This is a genomic window from Undibacterium sp. FT79W, from assembly GCF_014284215.1.
In the GTDB taxonomy this organism is placed as follows: domain Bacteria; phylum Pseudomonadota; class Gammaproteobacteria; order Burkholderiales; family Burkholderiaceae_D; genus Undibacterium; species Undibacterium aquatile.
The window spans coordinates 20,337-40,893 of sequence record NZ_JACOGB010000003.1 but is presented as its reverse complement, the minus strand read 5'-3'; the positions used below and the strand labels follow the sequence as shown (position 1 = coordinate 40,893).

Below are 20,557 nucleotides of genomic sequence, written 5' to 3'. Positions count from 1 at the left end.
TTCAGTTGATACAAGGTAAGAATCTTACAGAAGTATGAATCTTTGCATGACCTTGACTCAGATGAAGGAATCTTTACATATTCTACATTGTTAAGAGTAGAAAAGTTGCATATTGATAATGGCTACAGATTTTTCAGAAGCCTTGAACATTATTGTGTTTTTTTATACACAAATGTGGCATTCCCTGCCTGATAGTCGAAACGAAAGAACAGACAAATTCAACGACGATCTGGCACTCAACTCAGGCATTTCATGAACGATCTTGCGTCATGGCATAAAATCATGCCTTCAGCTCAGGAAAGTTTATGAAACGAACTCTGCATCTCCTCCTCATTGACCCGCAAAATGATTTTTGTGATGTTCCCGCCGATTATCTGATGACCGACCCTGTCAGCCGACAAATCGTCACTCCCGCTTTACCTGTGGCGGGGGCACATGCCGATATGTTGCGAATTGCAGAACTCATAGAACGTGCTGGTACAGGCTTGTCCGACATCAGTATCACGCTGGATTCTCATCACCGGTATGACATCGCCCATCCGCCTTTCTGGATGGATGCCAGCGGAAAGGCGATCGCACCGTTCACCGTGATTTCGGCGCAGGATGTCAGGGAAGGGCGCTATCTGCCACGTCAGTCGCAATCACTCGCCCGCACACTCGCGTATATGGATAGTCTGGAAACGAATGGACGGTATCAACTGATGGTGTGGCCGGTGCATTGCGAAATCGGTAGCTGGGGACATAATGTTCATGCGGATGTGCGGGCGGCTTATGGTCACTGGGAGGAAGCTGGCAGCAGCGTCGCGATGAAACTGATCAAAGGCAGCAATCCCTGGACTGAACATTATTCTGCGGTGATGGCAGAAGTACCGGATCCGCAAGACCCTGCAACGCAGCTGAACCGCAGCTTTATCGACAGCTTGGCCGGAGCCGATCAGATCTACATTGCGGGCGAGGCTGGTAGCCACTGCGTCAAAGCGACAACAGAACACATCGTTGAACACTTTGACCCGGCGCAGTTGTCAAAGCTGGTATTGCTGAGTGACGGCATCAGCCCGGTAGCAGGGTTTGAGGCGCAATATGCCAGTTTCCTTCACGATATGCAGCAACGCGGTGTGCAGATTGCCACCGCAGCCGATGTGTTGCCCGACTTAGTAGCGAATCAGGCGCGCTGAATTTCATACGCCAGCCATCATGCTGGTGTCTATCAATTACCGTAAAGAATTTCAAATGAAGCCAGTTGTACAAAGCTTGCTGGAAACCGATTTATATAAATTTACAATGTGGCAGGCGCTGCTGCACAGCCATCCGAATACGCAGACCGAATACGCGTTTGTGTGCAGAAACACGCCAGTCTATCCGTTGGCGGAATTGAAAGACGATGTTGAGCGTGAGCTTGATCATTTGTGTTCATTAAAGTTTACTGAAGATGAACTCGACTATTTGCGTTCCTTACGCTTCATCAAAAGTGACTTCACCGATTTTCTGGCGCTATTTCATTTCCAGCGCAAGTTCATCAAAGTCAGTACGAATGGCGAGCAACTGGAGATCGTTGCTACAGGTCCGCAAGTGCATGTTTCGGCGTTTGAAATTTTTGTACTGCATATCGTCAATGAATTGTATTTCCGCCGTTTGCAGACCGATGCCACCTTACCGGAAGCACGGCGGCGACTGGCTGCAAAGCTTTCACAGTTACAGGCGTTTGCGCAGGAACCAAAAAAAATTCATCCTTTTGAGTTTTCTGATTTTGGCGTGCGCCGCCGTTTTTCCGGAGCCTGGCATGACGAAGTCATCACTACGCTGGCACGCGAAGTACCGGAATTTTTCAAAGGTACATCGAACGTCTATCTCGCTAAGAAACATCACCTCGTACCGATGGGAACGATGGCGCATGAATACTTGCAGTCCTATCAGTCTTTTGGCGTGCGTTTGCGCGATTTTCAGAAGGCGGCGCTGGAAGACTGGGTGCAGGAATATCGCGGTGATCTCGGCATTGCTTTAACCGATGTCGTTGGTATGGATGCTTTCCTCGCTGACTTTGATCTGTATTTTGCCAAGTTGTTTGATGGTTTGCGGCACGATTCCGGCGACCCTATCGTCTGGGGCGAAAAGGCGCTGGCGCATTACGCAAAACTCAGAATAGATGGTAAAACCAAGCGTCTGGTGTTTTCAGATGCACTCGATTTTGATACTGCGTTCAGAATTTACCGTCACTTTGCGGATCGTACAATGCCGGCATTTGGCATCGGTACCAACCTGACTAATGACACTGGAATCCCACCGTTGAATATCGTCATGAAGCTCATGTCATGCAATGGTCAGCCCGTTGCTAAGTTATCGGATTCCGCTGGCAAAACGCTCTGCACCGATGAAACCTTTCTGGCGTACTTGCGTCAGGTATTTCATCATCCTGCCATATGAGTATGCAACGATGAATCATATTGACGCTGCAGTTCTGATTGGACGTTTTCAGCCATTTCATCACGGGCATGCCGGCTTATTAGCGCTTGCTCTGTCGACGTCGGAAAAAGTGCTGGTGGTGCTGGGTTCGGCATTTTGTGCCAGAAGTGTCAGGAATCCGTTCACCTGGCGCGAACGGGCGGCGATGATCAGTGAGAGTTTGTCTGAAGCTGACCGGACGCGTGTCAGTTTTATTCCGGTGCGCGATTCTTACGATGATCTGCGCTGGTCCAATGCGGTGCAGATTAAAGTCACGCAAGCCATTGCCGGGCAGTGTGGCGAATCTTTGCATATCGCACTGATCGGTTATGTGAAAGATGCATCCAGCTATTATCTGCAGCACTTCCCGCAATGGCAATGGATAGAGGCAGAGCGGGTTGTCACAACGGATGCAACACAGATACGGCAACAGCTGTTTGCAGCAAAAAATATGCAGGCAACATTGGATATGGTCGCAGCGTTTCTGCCATTGTCTGTGCTGCGTTTTATCAGTGAGTGGGTATTAACGCCTGATTATGCCGGGCTGGTGCAAGAGCATGTGCAACTGCAGAAATACAAAGACGCCTGGAAAGCAGCACCGTATCCGCCGGTATTTTGTACCGTGGATGCTGTGGTGAAAGTTGCCGGACATGTTTTGTTGGTTCAACGCCGAGGATACCCGGGCAAAGGTTCGTGGGCCTTACCGGGTGGTTTCCTTGATCAGCAGGAACTTTTACTGCAAGGCGCAATCCGAGAATTAATCGAAGAGACGAATCTTGCGGTGTCCAAACCGGAACTCGAAGAGGCGCTGGTTGATGTCCGGGTATTTGATCACCCGGCTCGCAGTCAGCGTGGACGCACGATTACGCATGCCCATTTCTTTGATCTGCCGTTGGCAACGCTGCCTGAGATTGTTGCTGCCGATGATGCAGCGCGGGCAGCATGGTTTCCGGTAACCGAATTGTGTGCGATGGAAGGGCAGTTTTTTGATGATCATTTCCATATTCTTGATCAGTTTTTGCAACTGATCGTGGAAGGAAATTAATTGATGCGGGGCAGCTTGCCCCTTTTTTTAAGGTGAAATGTGATTAAGATTTTTTCTCAACAACGCTTTATCCAAGCGGTTTGTGCGGCATTGGTCATCGGTGTTGCAGGCTGCGCGCAACCAGTCAAGCAAACGACGGTTTCTGCTGCGACTGAGCAGTCAGCACGAGCACCAGTGATTCTGGTATCGATCGATGGTTTCAAACCTGACTACCTGCAACGCGGCGTGACGCCGAATCTGAATGCCCTGATTGCTGACGGTGTGCGTGCAGAAAAAATGCTTCCCTCATTTCCCTCGATCACGTTCCCTAACCACTACACGCTGGTGACCGGCTTAAGGCCTGATCATCACGGCATCGTCGGAAATACGATGATAGATCCGGCGATTCCCGGTGTCCGTTTCAGTCTGGGTAACCGCGATGCCGTCATCGACCGTCGCTGGTGGGATCAGGCCGAGCCAGTCTGGGTGACCGCAGAAAAAAATGGTGTCCGTACCGCCACTATGTTCTGGCCAGGTTCAGAAGCGGATATTCATGGTGTACGTCCGACAGAGTGGCGCGTATTCGATGGTAAATTGCCGCCAGAAAAACGCGTTGATACGCTGCTGGGCTGGATCGATCAGCCTGTCGAGAAAAGAGTGGGCTTTCTGACCTTGTATTTTGATGATGTCGATCACGCTGGCCATGAATTCGGGCCGGACGATCAGCACACAACAGACGCTGTTGCCAGCGTTGATGCGGCGATTGGCCGTCTGATTGCCGGCCTGCGCTCGCGTCAGGTCAACGCCAACATTGTGGTGGTGTCGGATCACGGGATGGCGGCCACCAGCGCGGAACGGGTTGTGTATCTGAATAAAATCCTGCCGCCAGACAGTTTTAAGGTGGTGACAGCGGGAACCTACACCGGTATCGAAGTGGCTCCCGGGCAAGATGCCGTTGTGAAGCAACAGCTGTTGAAAAAACACGAGCACATGGAATGCTGGAAGAAAGCCGATATTCCGGTGCGCTACCACTTCGGTAGCAATGTCCGCGTGCCATCCGTCGTTTGTCTGGCCGATGTCGGCTGGCTGATTTTTGGTGAGGAAAATATCAAAAACCGTACTAACGGCGGCGCGCATGGTTACGACAATACGGCACCAGAAATGGCGGCGACCTTTATTGCCAATGGGCCTGCATTCAAAAAGAATGTGGTGATCCCCGCGTTTGACAACGTTGACGTGTATCCTTTGCTGATGAAGCTGATAGGCGTTCCCGCCTTGCTTTCGGATGGCAGTGAAAAACCAACGGCTGCAGCGTTGAATTAATATTTTCGCCAACAGCTTTCCGGAGCACAGCCAGTCTGGCTGTGCTCCGTTTCCCGCTTTCCCCGTCTTTTTAGCTAACTTCTGCCTGAACTTTGATGCCTGCGACACTGATGGCTTTCATCCTGCTCAGATACTTGAGCAAAATTCTGTAAGTATCACGATCAAAACGCGGTTTGCCGCGTGTCAGCAAATCCTGAATATCCGCTTCACTCTTCGCCTTGCCCAGATAGCACCATGCCTCAATCACGTGATGGACATTGCCTTCTTTGAGTGCAGCGGGGCCAGAGAATGGCCATGCCTTTAATTTCATTGCACCGAGTGCCTCTGCCAGCCGCAGATTATGCTGCAACGGTGATTCCGCGCCGACGCATGCTCCCTTGCATTGCTTCAGTTGGCGCGCAAAACAAGGCTTACCCGCACCACCTTTTTCCAACCCCAGCGTGGCAGCACATAGTTGAAATTGCTTCACTGCCTGCAATAAAAACTCGCGTGCGCTGGCGCCGCTTTTAAACAGGCCGTATAACTGTTCTTGTCTGCCGAGATCCAGATCACGGGCATACACGAGTTGTGGTTGCAACAAGCCGCTGCCCATATCCTTCAGACGCCACGAGCAGAATTCTGTGTTGCGGCGTAACTGACGATTCAGCGTTGGTTGCATTTCTTTGATCAGTCTGGCTTCGGTAATCAGTGCGTCAATTTCACCTTCACACTCTATCCACTCGATATCGCGCACCTGTTGTGAGATGCTCATTTCTTTGGCAATCGCATGATCCGAAGAAAAATGCGATAACACCCGTTGGCGCAGCGTATTACTTTTGCCGACATAAATCGGCAATCTGTTTTCTGCAAAAAACAGATAAACGCCATAGCCTTTTGGCAGTTGCTCCACAATATCCGCATCCAGATGCGGCGGCAAACTGGGGCGCGCTGTTTGTTCTTGTACCGCTACCTGTAAGGTTTCCGCGGGCAAAGTCGCCTGCAGATCGCACCAGAACTGGTAAATCGCATCGGCATCGGTCAAGGCGCGGTGCCGATCGCCTACGCTGATCTGATGGCGCTCGATCAGACAGTCCAGATTGTGTTTGGCAAACTGAGGGAACAACTGACGCGACAGCTTCAGCGTGCACAGCACCGTTGCTCTGAAAGTGAGGCCGAGGCGCTTGAATTCATTTTTCAAAAATCCATAATCAAAGCGTGCATTATGCGCAACAAAGATATGTCCTTGCAGGCGTTGCAGGACTTCCTTTGCAATATCAGCAAACACAGGCTGATCAGCGACCATTGCATTGCTGATGCCAGTCAGTTGCTCAACAAAGGGCGGGATAGCTGCTTCGGGGTTTAATAGTTGTGACCAGCGTTCTGTACGTTCGCCATCAAAAGTCACGATAGCTATTTCAGTGATGCGGTCGCGGGTTGCGATGGTGCCTGTGGTTTCCAGGTCGACGAAGGCAAGAGGGCTTGCAAGTAGGCTCAAAATCTGACTCAGTTGGTGCGTATATAGCCCGTCATTGTATAGGGGATCAGCGCTTTCTGATGTGTCCTCATCTTTGTTGCACGCGTCTTTCGCATCCTCGTCACTTCTCACGCAGGTAAGTGTTGGCTTAATTGAACCTTATGCAACAGATCGTCTGATTTTGATGTTCCGCAGCGCTGGATTATCGGACAATGGGTGGAATATCTTTTCATAAAAACATCATGCCAACTACTTCTCAGTCAGCTGATTTGCCGACGGCGCCAGATGCGCTGGTCGATGCGTTTGGTCAGGTTCGCACCGGAAAATTTGCCGGTGCCGTCTCGGTGATTGACTGGTCTGCGCTTGCGGCTCCTTTCCGGCGCGGTGTCTTATGGCAGCGCTTTCATCACAAGCACTGGCAGTATGCTGCGCTGGTGACGGATCAGATATTTTGCGGCATCGCGATTGTGGATGTTGGCTGGTCCAATACTGCATTTGCCTACGTGTTTGACCGTCAGCAAAAAAAGCTGCTGGCAGAATTTTCGCAAGATGGCATACCCGGGCTGACGGCGTATCTTAATGCCCACCCTGCCACCGGCGCTGAAAGCTGGTTTCGCTTTCCCGGACAGCGGCTACATTTTCATCATCAGCCTGCCAACAATACTTACCGTATTCAGGTGTCGTTTCGCGATTGCCAGATCAACGCGGAATTACACATGACGGGGGCAGCACCGGAATTACTGGCGGTTGGCAACGTTAATGGTGGCGGCGTGCATGCAACGGTGAAATCTGGCGGGATGTGCTTGAGCGGAGAAGTGAAAGTCGGGCAACGTTGTTTCAGTCTTGCCGGTGGCTGCGGCAGTGTTGATCATAGCAACGGCTTTCTGGCGCGGGAAACACGCTGGCTCTGGGCGTCGGCACATAGTCTGGATATGGGATTTAATCTGCAATCCGGCTATTTCGGCGATCAGGAAAATGCTTTGTGGCTGGATGGGCAACTGATTTCCCTGAGCAGCGCGCACTTTGAATATGACCCGGCCAACGTGCTGGCACCCTGGCATATCCACACCAGTGATGGTTTACTGGATTTGCATTTTCAGCCGGAAGGCGTGCGCAGTGAAAACAAGAATTTGTTGATCGCTGCGAGTCGTTATCAACAACCGGTGGGCAGCTTCAGCGGCTGGGTAAAGGCGCATGCAGATGCCAGCCCACGGCCTGTCAGCAAGCTGGCCGGGGTGACGGAGGATCATTTTGCGCGTTGGTAAGTTGTCTTGATCTCAGTCAATAAAGATCGGCGGTGTGTCTTTATTTGTCATATTGGTGCCGCATTGATGCACCTGGCTGACTGTTTTCTGCTGAAAGTTTGATCTGTCCGGTATGACGGTTAAGTTCTTCATGCTACAAGACAGTTTTACTTTTTGCCAATTTCTGCCATGTTGACCCTGACGCTCAGTGAATTCTCTCTCGATGATTTTTTAGCTAATTACTGGCAACAAAAACCGGTACTGATACGTCAAGGCTTTCCGGCATTCAGTGATCTGATTTCGCCGAATGAGCTGGCAGGTCTGGCATGTGAATCGCAGATAGATTCTCGTCTGATTTATAAACAATCAGGAAAATGGCAAGCCGAAAATGGTCCGTTTGAAAGTTACGAACATCTTGGTGAGCGCGACTGGACATTGGTGGTACAGGCCGTTGATCACTGGTCGCCGGAAGTCGCCAGTCTGGTGCGGGCATTTTCTTTCATTCCGAAATGGCGGCTCGATGACGTGATGATCAGCTTTGCCGCGCCGGGCGGCGGTGTCGGACCGCACATCGATTTGTATGACGTGTTTATCTGTCAGGGCTCAGGCAGCCGTCGCTGGCGCGTTGGTGATCGGGGTAACCATCGTCAATTCGCTGCTCACGCCGCCTTATTGCATACCGATCCTTTCGAGCCCATTATCGACGAGGTGCTGACGGCGGGTGATATTCTCTATATTCCACCCGGCTTTCCGCATGAAGGTGTCTCACTTGAGAGCTCTATGAGTTTTTCAGTGGGCTTTCGCAGTAAATCAGCCAGCGATATGCTGAGTGGATTGGCGGACTACCTGATAGATAATGAACTCGGTGGCACCCTGATCAGTGATCCGCAACGTCGTATGCATCAGCATCAGGGGCATATTAATGCCGGTGATTTTGCGCTGATCAAACAGCAAATGCAGACGATACTGAATGATGACGAAATCATGATGAATTTTGTCGGCTGCCATTTATCAAAAACCAAATGTGAACTCGATTTACAGGCGCTGGATTTTCCTATCAATGAAACCGAGTTACGCAAGAATTTGCAGCAAACCGATCTGATTCGCACCGGTGGCTTGCGTTGCTTCTATCTTGACGACAGCATTAGTCAGGGTATTTGCTATGTCAACGGCGAGCGGTATGAATTCGGTGCAGACTGCAGTGCGACTGTGCTGGCGCTGTGCGATGAAGACAATCTCAGTCTGGCGGCATTGGAACAAGGTTTGCAGCACGCTGCTTTCGTCAAAGCGCTGACGCAATGGGTGAATGACGGTTATTGGTATTTCTGAATGGCGCGTTGATCCACAAATCAGGAAATAGCTTGATTTTCAAAATTAAATCTCAGTATTGATGCGGACATCAGCCATATTCGGGCCTGTAAGCGGCATCAATACTGAGACAATCAGCGTAGTCTGCCGATGTAGGTCTGATCGACGATGGAGTTCTGGTCGAGTGCCGGTAATTTTGTCGGGTCAGCAGATGTGACTGCGGCGGCGACCAGATTTGCCGATACGGCAGGTGTTGCTGCCACTGGCGTTTTGGGGCGTATTTTTAAACCTTCGAGTTTCTTGATCAGCGGTGTCGGTTCGGTAGCGACAAACAGACCATGTTCGCCAAAATAAATTTCTTCCAGCTTGAGGCAGATGTCATGCAGGTCGGTGTTTGGTAATTCCAAAGCCAGATCGAGAATATAGCGGCAATAAACAGGGTCGATGCGCATGTATTCGATATCGATCACCCTCTCATTCTGGCGCCGCAAAATGACATGCATACGCGCCATCAGAGAGAATGCGAGGTTGTCAGACATAACTGCACTCATAATACATGCTCCCCATGTAGTTCCAGATCGAGACCTTCTCTTTCCTGTTCCGGTGTCACACGCAAGCCAGTGAGCAGACGCACAATACCAAGAATCACCGCTGTCATGGCACCCGAATAAATGATCGTGACTGCTACCCCAAATGCCTGATTGCTCAGACTGCCTTCGACACCGCCAATACTTTTGAGTGCAAACACGCCCGTGAGCAGCGCACCAACAATGCCGCCTATCGCATGCACGCCGAACACATCCAGAGAGTCATCGTAGCGACCCATTGCTTTGAGCGACGTTGCACCCCAATAGCAAGCAACACCGGCCACCGCGCCGATCACGAATGCCCCGGTCACATCGACAAAACCTGAGGCAGGAGTAATCGCGACCAGGCCAGCAACAGCGCCGGAAACAATGCCAAGGACAGATGGCTTACCACGGCGCAGCCATTCTACGCACATCCAGGCCATGGCAGACACTGCGGCTGCCAATTGCGTCACCAGCATCGCGTAACCTGCACGTCCATCTGCTGCGCCAGCAGAGCCGGCATTAAAGCCGAACCAGCCTACCCATAACAACGCTGCGCCGATGACTGTCAGTACCAGATTATGAGGTGGCATCGGTTCTTTACCGAAACCACTGCGCGGGCCGATGATCAGCGCTGCGACCAGTCCTGATACACCGGCATTAATATGGACAACCGTACCACCGGCAAAATCGAGCACGCCACGCGCTGCCAGCCAGCCCGTCGGTTCCCACACCCAGTGAGCTACAGGAACATAGACGATCAGTGACCAGAGCGTGATGAACAACAGAAAAGCAGAAAATTTCATTCTTTCAGCAAAGGCACCGGTAATCAGGGCTGGCGTGATGATCGCAAAGGTCATCTGAAACATCATGAACACACTTTCCGGTATCGTCGTGGCGATATGGTGCACTGTCAGCTGACCAGCATCTTTCAGAAATACCATGCCGTGCAACAGCAGCCGGTCAAGGCTACCCAGATACGGCGTGGCTGGCGTGAATACCAGGCTGTAACCGAGAACGACCCAGATAATCGTGACGATACAGGTGGTGGTGACGCTATGAGCGACGGTTGCCAGCGCATTTTTTTTGCGGACCATGCCGGCATAAAACAAAGCCAGACCTGGAATGGTCATCAGCAGTACCAGCGCCGTTGACGTCAGCATCCAGGCGGTATCCCCTGCGCTGATGGTCGTTGCATTGACGAGCGTCGGCATTGTCATCGGTGCCGGTGGTAAGGATGCTGTTACTGCCGTCGTTGGCTTTACCAATGGTACTGAGGGGATGGTGATTTCAGTGCTGCTGCCAGATGCAGGGGCCGGATCGTCGGTCTGTCCGGAGGCTGGTGCTGAGCCCAGACAAAACAGCAACCCGAACAGTATGAAAGGTGTTGACAGAGAACGTATTTTCATCAGAGATCCTTAGTCTAAAATCATCGTGAATTGCCATTACCGTGTGTGCAGTGCAGCATAATTCATGCCATATAGCTATTGTTGCGGCTGCGCAGGAGGATAGACTTGGATCGGTGTGAGGAGGGGCGGTGATTGGGCTTAGCTAGTCGATACGGATTTTTGTTGGCGTGTTTTTGCACCAAATCAAGACAAGTTGGGAATAAAACGGCGCATCTTCATATTGGCTGGATAGTACTTATAAAAAACGCCAGTGCTCTTCTGACTATGACGTCAGGAGAGCACTGGCGTTTAGCGTTGAATCAGGCTTACTTATTCAGGCTGTGCGTCAGGTAAGGTGATCTTGTTATCGGTACTGAACTGGTAATCACGGAACACATGTTCGGCACTGAGGATCTGGTAAGTACCATCCGGCAATTTGCGCGTGGTGTCTTTGAGGCGATACGTGGTCTGACCGCAAGTCCAGCAATTGAAGTTACGCATGTGGGTGCACAGGCAGGTCTTGTCCATAACCGAGATTTTTTTTGCATCAGGGTGTAGCGCCACTTCGCGGTTGTACGAAGTGATGTAAGCACAATTTCCGTTCGCATCCAGCAGATAGCCGTAGGACTCACAACCTGGACGAATGCCATCGCCAATCGCTGGCGTATTTTTCAGCATGCGCATAGGGTAGCCGGTCGGCGAAATATGATTGACTTCAATATCATCTTCGCTGGCTTTGAAGTATTCCTGTTTGACACTATCCGGCAAACCGCATTCTTTCGTCACTGTGAAACGGGTTGCCACCTGTACGCCGGAGGCACCGTTTTCGAGGAAAGAAACCGCATCGCTGCCAGTGAAAATGCCGCCCGCCGCAATGATAGGAATATCCAGTTGTTCTGCTTTCAGATACTCAGACACCTCGGTCACAATCGTCTGTAAATCGAATGTGGCCCAGTCATCACCGAAACCCAGATGACCACCCGCCAACGGGCCTTCGACGATCACGTAGTCAGGCAGACGGTTTAATTTTGCATTCTTACGCAGAAATAATTGCAGCGCGCGGACTGACGAGACGATGATGCCAAGCTTGGCTTCACGGAAACGCGGGTGATCCGCCATCAGACCGAAGGAACTCAGATGCAGACCAGCGCTCAGCGTGATGCCATCAATGCCGCCATCCAGTGCTGCTTCCAGACGCACTTTCAGCGTTTCACGCGGGCCGTTCATGGTCAGTTTTTCCATGCAGTTCACAAAGATCATGCCCGAGCCTTGCTTGGCTTCCATGGTGCGACCAATGTGCAGACGTGTCGCTGCGGCCAGATCCTCAAGATTGAATTTGATGTCCGTCTTGTCGGAATTGTTGATGTTGTATTTGTAGAATTTGGTTTTTTCCTTGATGTAGCTGGTACCAAAGCGGCGATCCGACACATCATGAACCAGTGCGTCAGAAATATGGCCGATACCACCCAGACGGGCTGCAACCAATGCCAGTTCCGCAGTGGAAATATCGACACCCATCCCGCCTATCATGATGGGAACCAGTTCATCTTTGCCTAACTTCAGGCGGAAATCATCTACTCGTTTCATTGCAATCCTTGACACATTGAGCTGTAAGTCGCACCCGATGGCGAAATCTCGTTACTGAGTGAGGCCGTTATTCAACATAAGTTTGTCAAATATTTTCACAAAGCTATTTTATAAAATAACAGCGCCCCAGATTGTAAGCCAGGCTAGCTATGCGCTGTGAATAATTTCGTCTCGCAAGTATTCACATTTATGCCTAAAAAAACAGCAAATTTAAGTGTAAAAAAATTGTCATTAGCATCATTTTTATGATTTTGCAGACAGCTAGACGACAAAGGGAGGGAAATAATCCTAATTAAGCTATTTTTTCTTTTACACAGATATTGGTAAAAACATCATTTTTCTCTTTTCTGCTCCCGGAAAATAATTGCAATCAGCGCTATTTTTTTGCAGCTTGTTGATATCCCTCAAATTCGTACTGGCGTGAAGTGGTTTTATTGACGTCTCAATTTGCCTGATGACTGTTTCAGGGACATGACAAGGACAGCTCGGGTGCGTAATTGTCGCATTAGCTGGCACTTTTTGCTGAGCACAGGCAACGCTGGCAAGCATAGTGTTGCCGTAAACAAGTGTCGGAATTGAATGACGTCTTCTTTTAAATTGCTCATCATTCGTACGATGCGCTTGATATCTGCTTTACATAAGGCTCTCTCAGAAAAAAACAATGTCTTCCTGAGCTTTATTTCTGATCGCCTCCGTCAGTCTCTGTTGCCGTGCTGATGGTAATGAGTACCGCGTTGCAGACTCTCGCCTGGCGTTCACCAGCGCAATTTTTTCCAGGCTGCTTGTTGAGATGGTGTCAAAAAAGTCCATGCGAGAAAACGGCTTTGTTTATTGCCCTGGCTCATGGCAATTTCTTTGATTTCCAGCGCTTTGACGCGTTTCAGTGCTGCTTTGAGTGCGGGCAAATTATCTGATTTTGATACCAGCGTGCTGAACCAGAAGCATCGTCCCGGTATGCTGGCGCTTTCAGTGATCATGCGTTCGATAAAAGCAAGCTCACCGCCAGGGCACCACAGTTCAGCATCGCGACCACCGAAATTCAGCATGGGTTCAGCTGCACCTGCCAGCTTGTCTTTACCGAGCTTATTCCATTTACGTTGCGAGCCAGCCTGCGCTTCCGCAATCGAAGTGTGAAAGGGCGGATTACACATACTGAGATCAAACCAGTCATCATCGCCGACGATGCTGTTAAAAATGGCGTTCGCCGAAGGTTGTAGACGGAGACTAATCTTGTCAGCAAGCGCGGGGTTCGCGTCGAGTATACGTTGTACATTGGCCAGCGATTTTGCATTAATATCAGTCGCGGTAAATTGCCAGCCGTATTCACTGGTGCCGATCAAGGGGTAAATGCCATTGGCTCCCGTGCCGATATCGAGCACGCTCAGCAAATTTTTTTTCGGGCGAATACCTTTATTTGTCGATGTCAGTAAGTCCGCCAGATGGTGCAGGTAATCAGCCCGTCCCGGAACCGGCGGACAAAGCTGCTGCTCCGGAATATCCCATTCAAGTATCCCGTACTCACTTTTCAGTAAGGCACGATTCAGCGCTTTCACTGCTGCCGGATCAGCAAAATCGATGCTGGATTCACCGTACTCGTTGTTCATCACAAACGCCGCCAGTGCTTTGTCGGCCGCCACTAGTCTGGCGAAGTCATAGCGCCCCTGATGGCGATTGCGTGGATGGAGTTTGCTGGACTTTTGTATGGCGGAGTCGGAAGGCGGGCGTGACATGCGTCGATGAACTGGTCTGGTAGAGAGGGCATTGTTGCATAAACTGCGGCGAAATTACGACAGTGGTATTTTTTTGAAAAAATTACCACGGTCATTTGCAATTCTTGAATCTATACTTCGCATGTTTTTTCAATAACGAGATAAAGACATCATGAAAAATATTCCTGCTATTGCATCCATCATTATTGTGCTTCTGCTGTTGTTCGTTCTCAATCCCTTTGCCACGATACAAGCTGGACATCGCGGTGTGTTAACGACGTTTGGTAAGCCGTCTGATGAAGTGTATAGCGAAGGTATCCACTTTGTCTGGCCGATTGCACAGCACTTGCATAAAGTGTCGGTCGCGATACAAAAAGGTGAGGGCGATGGTGACGCCGCATCGAAAGATCTGCAAACCGTCCATACAAAAATTGCGATCAATTACCACGTCAGACCAGATGCGGTAGTCTCCGTCTTCCGTGATCTCGGCAATGAGCCAGGCGAGCGCATCATTATTCCTAGTGTGCAGGAAGCGGTGAAAGCCGTAACTGCGCGATTCACCGCTGAAGAGCTGATTTCAAAACGCTCGCAAGTCCGCGATGAAATTGTCATCGCGCTCAAAGAACGCATGGCCAGACACGGTTTAGTTGTGGATGAATTCTCTATCGTCAACTTCAATTTCAGCCGCACGTTCAATGAAGCGATTGAAGCAAAAACGACCGCAGATCAGTTAAAAATGAAAGCGGAACGTGATTTGCAACGTATCGAAGTCGAAGCGAAACAAAAAGTGTCGCGCGCGCGCGCTGAAGCGGAAGCACTGGCGTTACAACGTCAGCAGGTGACACCGGAGTTGCTGCGTCTGCGTGAAACAGAAAATCAGGCGAAAGCGATAGAGAAATGGGATGGTCGTCTGCCTACGACAACTGGCGGCGCGATTCCGTTTTTGAATATCAACAGTAACGGCAACAATAAATAAGCAAAAAAAAGCCGTTGTCTGGCAAACGTGTCAGACAACGGCGTTCATGCATCATACTGTCGTGAATACAGGTGCCGCAGAACCGGCACCTGATTTTCTGGTAAATATTATTGCGAGTTGTTACGAGATGCTGACCGCACTGGTGCCGCTGTTGACGGTGGCAGTGGTAATGCGGGCGATCACATCTGTTGGCGCTGTCATCGTACCGTTATTGACCAGCTTATTCACTTGCTTGAACTGAGCGACCAGTTTGCCCGGCGTCAATGTCACCACCGTATATCCCTGTGCATCGGAATTGATGTACTTCATCCACTGATTATTTCCGAGCGCTGCCAATTGCTGCGCCAGACCCAACAGGCTGGTATTGAAGTCGCTATTCGTTTTCAGGCTGGACAAAATTGCCTGCACGGTGCCAGTCAGTGTTGCGCCTTCAGGCACACCTTTGGCAGTCAGTGCGCCGGTCAGTTGTACGCGGATTTGTTCCAGCAAGCCATCGACTGTCGGTGCCGCTTTGCCCATGGTGTAATCGAGCATATTGACGTTGATGGTAATCGTGCCGATATTCGGCACAGGAATACTCAGCGGGTAAAAGATGATCGTTGCCAGACCTGTAGAACCTGCACCATCTTTCATATAAGTGAAGAAAGAGTCGGAACTGATACCAGCGCTGACCAGATCCACCATTGCTGGTGTGCCGCCGCCAGCCGCATCGAAATCATCGTTGACGGTACCGGCAAAGAAGCCGTGAATATCACCTGTTACAGAGACGACGTTACTGATTTTATTCGTCAGCAAATGTTGCATCAGCGCTTTGCGTTCGCTGTTATAACCATCCCACTGATCGCAGTTCAGCAAGAACTTAGTGAAGAACGACGACAGCGCTGCTTGCTGACCCGAAGCGATGACGAAGCTGGAGTTTTGCTTGTTGGTCTGTACATCCGGTTTGATATAACCAAACGCGATGGTTTGTGCAGCTGCGCCGATCTGTGTCGCTGTTCCCGCTGCTGCAGCAGCTTTCGCGGCGTTGAACGTTGCTACGGCGATACCTGCCTGTGCAGCGGTTAAGCCTGCGCTTGTTGCGGCAGTGGCAAGATTGCCGCCAGTCGCAGCAGCCGTGGCGATGGCTGCTGCGCCAGCACTGGCAATAGCTTGCGAGGCATCGGCAGTCATTGCTGCCACCAGCGTTGCTGCGACCAGCACATTGCCGCCGAGTGCAGGATTACTCAGTGCGGTGGTGATATTTGTTGCCAGTGTGGAGATGGAATTGAGCGCAAGTAATGTCGCAATAGCATCCGTACCATTGAGACCCATGCGCATCAGGCAGACTTCATTGCCCCAGATTTTCCAGGTATTGGTCGATGTCTGCATTTTATTTTTCCACCAGTCGCGCTGGGTTTTACCCAGCATACTGACATCCGACAATGGATCGCCGGTCATGGCAGTGGCCGCAGTGATTTTTTGTGCTTCCACCAGATTGAATACATCTTGCGGCACCACGTAACGCGTTCCCATGCTGCTGTTCAGCGCTTTACCTGTTGCAGGGTTGAACAGGCTTTCCGGCACGACGTGATCTGAACGATACAAGCGTTCATCGGTCATGACCAGTTGCATCAGCTTACCGAACTGGAAGTCACGATAAATCTGGATATTCTGGAAGCCGGTATTTGCTGCATCCAGGCTGACATCGGCTGGCATAAATTCAAACCATGCCTGATTCGCTGTGCGGCGGCGGCTGGTCTGGTGAATATTATTGCCGCTTGAATCGAGGCTGTTGTTTTCATAGGTGACGGCGTCTTTCCAGGCGTCATCAGAAAATTCATGATCGTCCCAGATCGCGATATACGCGAAACGTTCGTGTATTGCTTGCTGACGCGGGTCGCTGCGATACATTTTGTAGAGGTAACGGTAATCGGCAAGCGTGGTCGCATATTTAGCTTTACCGGTAGTGCCGTCGGCATTCAGCAATGCAGTGCCATCAGGCAATTGCAATGCGGTGTGGCGCGCTTCAGCATTACCTGTCTGGAATGCTGCACCAACGGTTTCGTAAATATAGTCGCCGAGGTGAATGATGAAATCGAGATTTTCATTTTTAGCGATGTAGTCCATCGCACCCCAGTGATTGACACTCCAGTCCTGGCAAGTCAGATAGGCGAACTGTAATTGTGCGACATCTGCGTTGCTTGCTGGCGCTGTTTTGAAACGTCCGACATTCGAGCGCACATCACCGGCGACGAACTGATAGAAATAAGTCTGACCAGCCTGCAAGCCAGTCACTTTATTGCGAACTGTGTTATCGAAGCTGGCGAGTACAGACAAACGTGTATCGACGACGGTCGTGCCAGTCAGTGCGGCATTGCTGCCGAGCAGAGCCGTGTTATCTGTTGCGGTTACGATCAGGCGTATTGCGACATCGTTGCCAGTTGGCGCTACCGCTGCGACTCCCAGCGATGCCGGAGTCACACGTGTCCACAGGATAACGCTGTCAGGACGAGGGTCACCGGAAGCGACACTTTGCGGGAATTTCCAGCTTGCGCCCGTGGCCAGCGGTAATTCAGATTGGTCGCTGGCGACGCTGCTGCTACCGCCGCAGGCACTCAGACTGCCAGTGGCTACTGATACTGATAAAAAGCCGCTGTATTTCAAAAACTGTCGTCTATCCAATTTCATCTCCCTGGAGTTGGCGGTTGAGCAGACTGCTGTTGACGTATCGCATGGGCATACAGGAGCCGGATGTCATGCGTTGATGCGACAGACGATTCTGCATCAGACCATATTGCTGGCGTACGCGAAAAGCAGTACGCAACAACAAGCTAAAAACCAGAAAGACTAGGGGGTGGATATGTCATCGTGATGACATTGATACTAGGGTGTTTACTCTATTCGTCAGCTGAAATATCTGTGCTTCCGATACCCCGGGAAAAGAAGAAAGAGATGGTCGGTAGTATTTTTTGCGTTTGTAAAACCGCTGCCATCTCTTAGAATTTTGCGCTGAAGCAGATCTTAGAATTTTGCGCTGAAGCAGATTGCTAGACAGGCAGTTTTGTTACTGTAAACTCAGTTACTGTAAAAACAGCGGCCGCAGACATGGTGATAACGTTCATTACCGCCGATATCGATCTGTTCGCCGCTGCGGGTGCGTTTGCCTTGTTCGTCCACGCGGATATTCATTGTCGCTTTCTTACCGCAGCTGCAGATGTTTTTGAGTTCTTCTATCGTGTCTGACAGTGCCAGTAAATACGTGGAGCCAGTAAATGGTTCACCCAGAAAATCGCTGCGCAAGCCGTAACAAATAACAGGCACACCGCGCACATGCGCGAGCTGATGCAATTGCCTTACCTGATCGGCAGATAAAAACTGTGCCTCATCGACCAGCACGCAACTGACTTGCGGCGCTTCTTTAAAAAAATCGAAACCGGCATCAAATACGGCGGCTTCACGTTGCGGTCCAAGACGCGAAGTAACTTTGCCCTGCCCGTAGCGATGGTCGATGGCGGCCGTGTACAGACAGACTTGCTGACCCTGTTCTTCGTAATTGTGTGCGACTTGCAAAAGGGCGGTCGATTTTCCTGCATTCATGGCGGAATATCTGAAATAAAGCTTTGCCACGGTGTTCCTTAAAAATGAGGTCGAGGTAAATAGTGACGGTCTGGGGTGATTTCAAGAGCGTCGAAACCGCTATTGTAGAGAATCATCACGCCCCGGGTCACGAAAAAAATGTATACAAATTTTTCTCTTGAAAAGCTTTTGACGCACCCTATCTTTGACTCAGCAGATGCTCACCTGAGGTCTGCGGAAATTATTTATATCGCTTCAATTTAAAAGGATATCACCATGCGTAATTTTGACTTTGCTCCGTTGTATCGTTCTGCAATTGGCTTTGACCGTCTTGCACAATTGTTTGATGACGCGCAGCGTAATGATGCAACACCAAGCTACCCGCCATACAACATCGAACTGATTGCGGAAGATAAATATGCGATCACGATGGCCGTTGCCGGATTTGATCGCAGCGAACTCGATATCGAAAGCGAACGCGATACATTGAAAATCGTTGGTCGTAAGCAAAAAGATGAAACACAGAAAAACTATCTGCATCGCGGCATCGCCTCACGCGATTTTGAACACCGTTTCCGCCTTGCCGATCATGTGAAAGTGGTCAGCGCACGTCTGGACAATGGTTTGCTGAGCATAGAGCTGGTGCGCGAAGTGCCGGAAGCCTATAAACCACGCCGCATCCTGATTGATGGCGACAACCTGCAACTGGTGCAGTCACAAGCAGCATAAGCACTACGTTTGTTCTGATACGCAAACAAAAAAAGCATGGAATTTTTCCATGCTTTTTTTATGACGTTTGATTAGTTTTATTTGCGGATGATATTACTCAGATTCACTTCGCGGATATCTTTGGTACCGGTCAGTGCCATGCTGACATCCAGTTCTTTTTGTAAAATTTCCAGCATTGTGGTGACGCCTTTTTCACCCATCGCCCCCAGTCCGTACAGAAACGCGCGGCCTATCATGCTGCCTTTTGCGCCGAGTGCAGTCGCTTTCAGAATATCCTGACCAGTGCGGACACCGCCATCGAACCAGACTTCGGTCTGATGACCGACTGCGTCCACGATTGCCGGTAAAGCTTCAATCGACGACATTGCGCCATCGAGCTGGCGGCCGCCATGGTTGCTGACGACAATCGCATCCGCGCCAGCAGCGACGGCCAGTTTGGCATCTTCCACATCCAGTATGCCTTTCAGGATCAGCTTGCCGCCCCATTCTTTTTTGATCCAGGCCACGTCGTCCCAGTTCAGCGTAGGATCGAACTGGCTGGCCGTCCATTGGCTCAGGGTCAGTATGCCGTCGCCGCCTTTGACGTGGCCGACCAGATTACCGAAGGTTTTACGCCCGGCCAGTGCGCGCAGTGCCCATGATGGTTTGGTTGCCAGATCAAGAATATTGGCGAGCGTCAGTTTCGGCGGTACCGACATGCCATTTTTTAAATCCTTGTGACGCTGCCCGAGAATTTGCAGATCCAGCGTCAATACCAGTGCTGAGCATTTGCAGGCTTTGGCGCGCTGTATCATTTCTTTGACGAAGCCACGGTCGCGCATCACATAGAGCTGAAACCAGAATGGCTTGGTGGTCACGCTGGCAACATCTTCAATCGAGCAGATACTCATGGTGGACAGCGTGAACGGAATGCCGAATTTTTCTGCCGCAATCGCGCCCAGCATTTCGCCATTCGCCCACTGCATACCGGTCAGGCCGGTCGGTGCAATGGCGACCGGCATCGTGACATCCTGACCTATCATCGTGGTGCGGGTATTGCGCTGATCCACATTAATAGCGACACGTTGGCGCAGTTTGATTGCGGCCAGATCGCTGCTATTCGCTTTATATGTGCTTTCCGTGTACGAACCGCTGTCCGCGTAGTCATAGAATGCTTTCGGTACACGCTTTTTGGCGAGTAAGCGTAAATCTTCTACACAGGTAATAACGGGCATGCTGATTCTCCGGTGGACTAATGAATAGGCAAAAGTGTA

17 protein-coding genes are annotated in these 20,557 nt (G+C 50.6%); 8 read left to right on the top strand and 9 right to left on the bottom strand.

Going from position 1 to position 20,557, the window contains the following annotated elements:
* The first annotated feature begins 305 nt into the window (after positions 1–305).
* Genes H8K38_RS05640 through H8K38_RS05625 form a run of 4 tightly spaced genes read left to right on the top strand, consistent with a single transcriptional unit; the run spans position 306 to position 4,786 of the window.
* Positions 306–1,175 (top strand): cysteine hydrolase, encoded by an 870-nt coding sequence (locus tag H8K38_RS05640; RefSeq protein ID WP_186883835.1) that lies wholly within the window; start codon positions 306–308, stop codon positions 1,173–1,175.
* A gap of 55 nt (positions 1,176–1,230) precedes the next feature.
* A complete protein-coding gene (pncB, locus tag H8K38_RS05635) occupies positions 1,231–2,421 on the top strand; it encodes a nicotinate phosphoribosyltransferase (RefSeq protein WP_186883834.1) in 1,191 nt (396 codons plus the stop codon).
* Positions 2,422–2,431: 10 nt separating this feature from the next.
* Complete coding sequence (locus tag H8K38_RS05630) at positions 2,432–3,484, top strand: bifunctional nicotinamide-nucleotide adenylyltransferase/Nudix hydroxylase (protein ID WP_186883833.1); 1,053 nt, start codon at positions 2,432–2,434, stop codon at positions 3,482–3,484.
* Between the two features lie 39 nt (positions 3,485–3,523).
* The gene (locus tag H8K38_RS05625; RefSeq protein ID WP_370587063.1) at positions 3,524–4,786 is read left to right on the top strand and encodes an ectonucleotide pyrophosphatase/phosphodiesterase; all 1,263 of its coding nucleotides are present in this window, start codon (positions 3,524–3,526) and stop codon (positions 4,784–4,786) included.
* Between the two features lie 70 nt (positions 4,787–4,856).
* On the opposite strand, the gene H8K38_RS05620 is transcribed toward H8K38_RS05625, so the two are convergent.
* On the bottom strand, positions 4,857–6,260 hold the full coding sequence (locus tag H8K38_RS05620; protein ID WP_222610774.1) for a 3'-5' exonuclease family protein: 1,404 nt from the start codon (positions 6,258–6,260) through the stop codon (positions 4,857–4,859).
* Positions 6,261–6,481: 221 nt separating this feature from the next.
* Between H8K38_RS05620 and H8K38_RS05615 the strand changes: the two genes are divergently transcribed.
* Together H8K38_RS05615 and H8K38_RS05610 are read left to right on the top strand one after the other, a co-directional pair.
* Complete coding sequence (locus H8K38_RS05615) at positions 6,482–7,504, top strand: DUF2804 domain-containing protein (RefSeq protein WP_186883832.1); 1,023 nt, start codon at positions 6,482–6,484, stop codon at positions 7,502–7,504.
* Positions 7,505–7,672: 168 nt separating this feature from the next.
* Complete coding sequence (locus H8K38_RS05610; RefSeq protein ID WP_186883831.1) at positions 7,673–8,812, top strand: cupin domain-containing protein; 1,140 nt, start codon at positions 7,673–7,675, stop codon at positions 8,810–8,812.
* Positions 8,813–8,925: 113 nt separating this feature from the next.
* Here H8K38_RS05610 and H8K38_RS05605 read toward each other — a convergent pair whose 3' ends face one another.
* The 5 genes from H8K38_RS05605 to rlmF form a co-directional block, all read right to left on the bottom strand.
* On the bottom strand, positions 8,926–9,330 hold the full coding sequence (locus H8K38_RS05605) for a hypothetical protein (protein ID WP_186883830.1): 405 nt from the start codon (positions 9,328–9,330) through the stop codon (positions 8,926–8,928).
* 8 nt (positions 9,331–9,338) lie between these two features.
* Entirely contained in the window at positions 9,339–10,769 is a 1,431-nt protein-coding gene (locus tag H8K38_RS05600; RefSeq protein WP_186883829.1) for an ammonium transporter, read from the bottom strand.
* 309 nt (positions 10,770–11,078) lie between these two features.
* On the bottom strand, positions 11,079–12,335 hold the full coding sequence (locus H8K38_RS05595; RefSeq protein WP_186883828.1) for a nitronate monooxygenase: 1,257 nt from the start codon (positions 12,333–12,335) through the stop codon (positions 11,079–11,081).
* Positions 12,336–12,644: 309 nt separating this feature from the next.
* Positions 12,645–12,884, bottom strand: coding sequence for a hypothetical protein (locus H8K38_RS05590; RefSeq protein WP_186883827.1), 240 nt, complete (start codon positions 12,882–12,884; stop codon positions 12,645–12,647).
* A gap of 206 nt (positions 12,885–13,090) precedes the next feature.
* Entirely contained in the window at positions 13,091–14,065 is a 975-nt protein-coding gene (gene rlmF / locus H8K38_RS05585; RefSeq protein WP_186883826.1) for a 23S rRNA (adenine(1618)-N(6))-methyltransferase RlmF, read from the bottom strand.
* Positions 14,066–14,216: 151 nt separating this feature from the next.
* On the opposite strand from rlmF, the gene H8K38_RS05580 reads away from it, so the two are divergent.
* Positions 14,217–15,020: a prohibitin family protein gene (locus H8K38_RS05580; RefSeq protein WP_186883825.1), complete on the top strand. Its 804-nt coding sequence runs from the start codon at positions 14,217–14,219 to the stop codon at positions 15,018–15,020.
* 120 nt (positions 15,021–15,140) lie between these two features.
* Here the strand turns inward: H8K38_RS05580 and H8K38_RS05575 are convergent, their stop codons facing one another.
* Positions 15,141–17,687 carry an alkaline phosphatase gene (locus H8K38_RS05575; RefSeq protein ID WP_186883824.1) on the bottom strand — a complete coding sequence of 849 codons (2,547 nt, stop codon included), beginning with the start codon at positions 17,685–17,687 and terminating at the stop codon, positions 15,141–15,143.
* 387 nt (positions 17,688–18,074) lie between these two features.
* A complete protein-coding gene (locus H8K38_RS05570) occupies positions 18,075–18,626 on the bottom strand; it encodes a thymidine kinase (RefSeq protein WP_186883823.1) in 552 nt (183 codons plus the stop codon).
* Positions 18,627–18,851: 225 nt separating this feature from the next.
* Between H8K38_RS05570 and H8K38_RS05565 the strand changes: the two genes are divergently transcribed.
* Positions 18,852–19,304 carry an Hsp20 family protein gene (locus H8K38_RS05565; RefSeq protein ID WP_186883822.1) on the top strand — a complete coding sequence of 151 codons (453 nt, stop codon included), beginning with the start codon at positions 18,852–18,854 and terminating at the stop codon, positions 19,302–19,304.
* 77 nt (positions 19,305–19,381) lie between these two features.
* Here the strand turns inward: H8K38_RS05565 and H8K38_RS05560 are convergent, their stop codons facing one another.
* Positions 19,382–20,518, bottom strand: coding sequence for an alpha-hydroxy acid oxidase (locus H8K38_RS05560; protein WP_186883821.1), 1,137 nt, complete (start codon positions 20,516–20,518; stop codon positions 19,382–19,384).
* Positions 20,519–20,557 lie beyond the last annotated feature (39 nt).

Coding starts and splice junctions, on each gene's coding strand:
- H8K38_RS05630 (WP_186883833.1), top strand. CDS start 2,432: ATGAATCATATTGACGCTGCAGTTCTGATTGGACGTTTTCAGCCATTT.
- pncB (WP_186883834.1), top strand. CDS start 1,231: ATGAAGCCAGTTGTACAAAGCTTGCTGGAAACCGATTTATATAAATTT.
- H8K38_RS05575 (WP_186883824.1), bottom strand. CDS start 17,687: ATGAAATTGGATAGACGACAGTTTTTGAAATACAGCGGCTTTTTATCA.
- H8K38_RS05595 (WP_186883828.1), bottom strand. CDS start 12,335: ATGAAACGAGTAGATGATTTCCGCCTGAAGTTAGGCAAAGATGAACTG.
- H8K38_RS05560 (WP_186883821.1), bottom strand. CDS start 20,518: ATGCCCGTTATTACCTGTGTAGAAGATTTACGCTTACTCGCCAAAAAG.
- H8K38_RS05580 (WP_186883825.1), top strand. CDS start 14,217: ATGAAAAATATTCCTGCTATTGCATCCATCATTATTGTGCTTCTGCTG.
- H8K38_RS05615 (WP_186883832.1), top strand. CDS start 6,482: ATGCCAACTACTTCTCAGTCAGCTGATTTGCCGACGGCGCCAGATGCG.
- H8K38_RS05590 (WP_186883827.1), bottom strand. CDS start 12,884: ATGCTTGCCAGCGTTGCCTGTGCTCAGCAAAAAGTGCCAGCTAATGCG.
- H8K38_RS05605 (WP_186883830.1), bottom strand. CDS start 9,330: ATGTCTGACAACCTCGCATTCTCTCTGATGGCGCGTATGCATGTCATT.
- rlmF (WP_186883826.1), bottom strand. CDS start 14,065: ATGTCACGCCCGCCTTCCGACTCCGCCATACAAAAGTCCAGCAAACTC.
- H8K38_RS05600 (WP_186883829.1), bottom strand. CDS start 10,769: ATGAAAATACGTTCTCTGTCAACACCTTTCATACTGTTCGGGTTGCTG.
- H8K38_RS05565 (WP_186883822.1), top strand. CDS start 18,852: ATGCGTAATTTTGACTTTGCTCCGTTGTATCGTTCTGCAATTGGCTTT.
- H8K38_RS05640 (WP_186883835.1), top strand. CDS start 306: ATGAAACGAACTCTGCATCTCCTCCTCATTGACCCGCAAAATGATTTT.
- H8K38_RS05610 (WP_186883831.1), top strand. CDS start 7,673: ATGTTGACCCTGACGCTCAGTGAATTCTCTCTCGATGATTTTTTAGCT.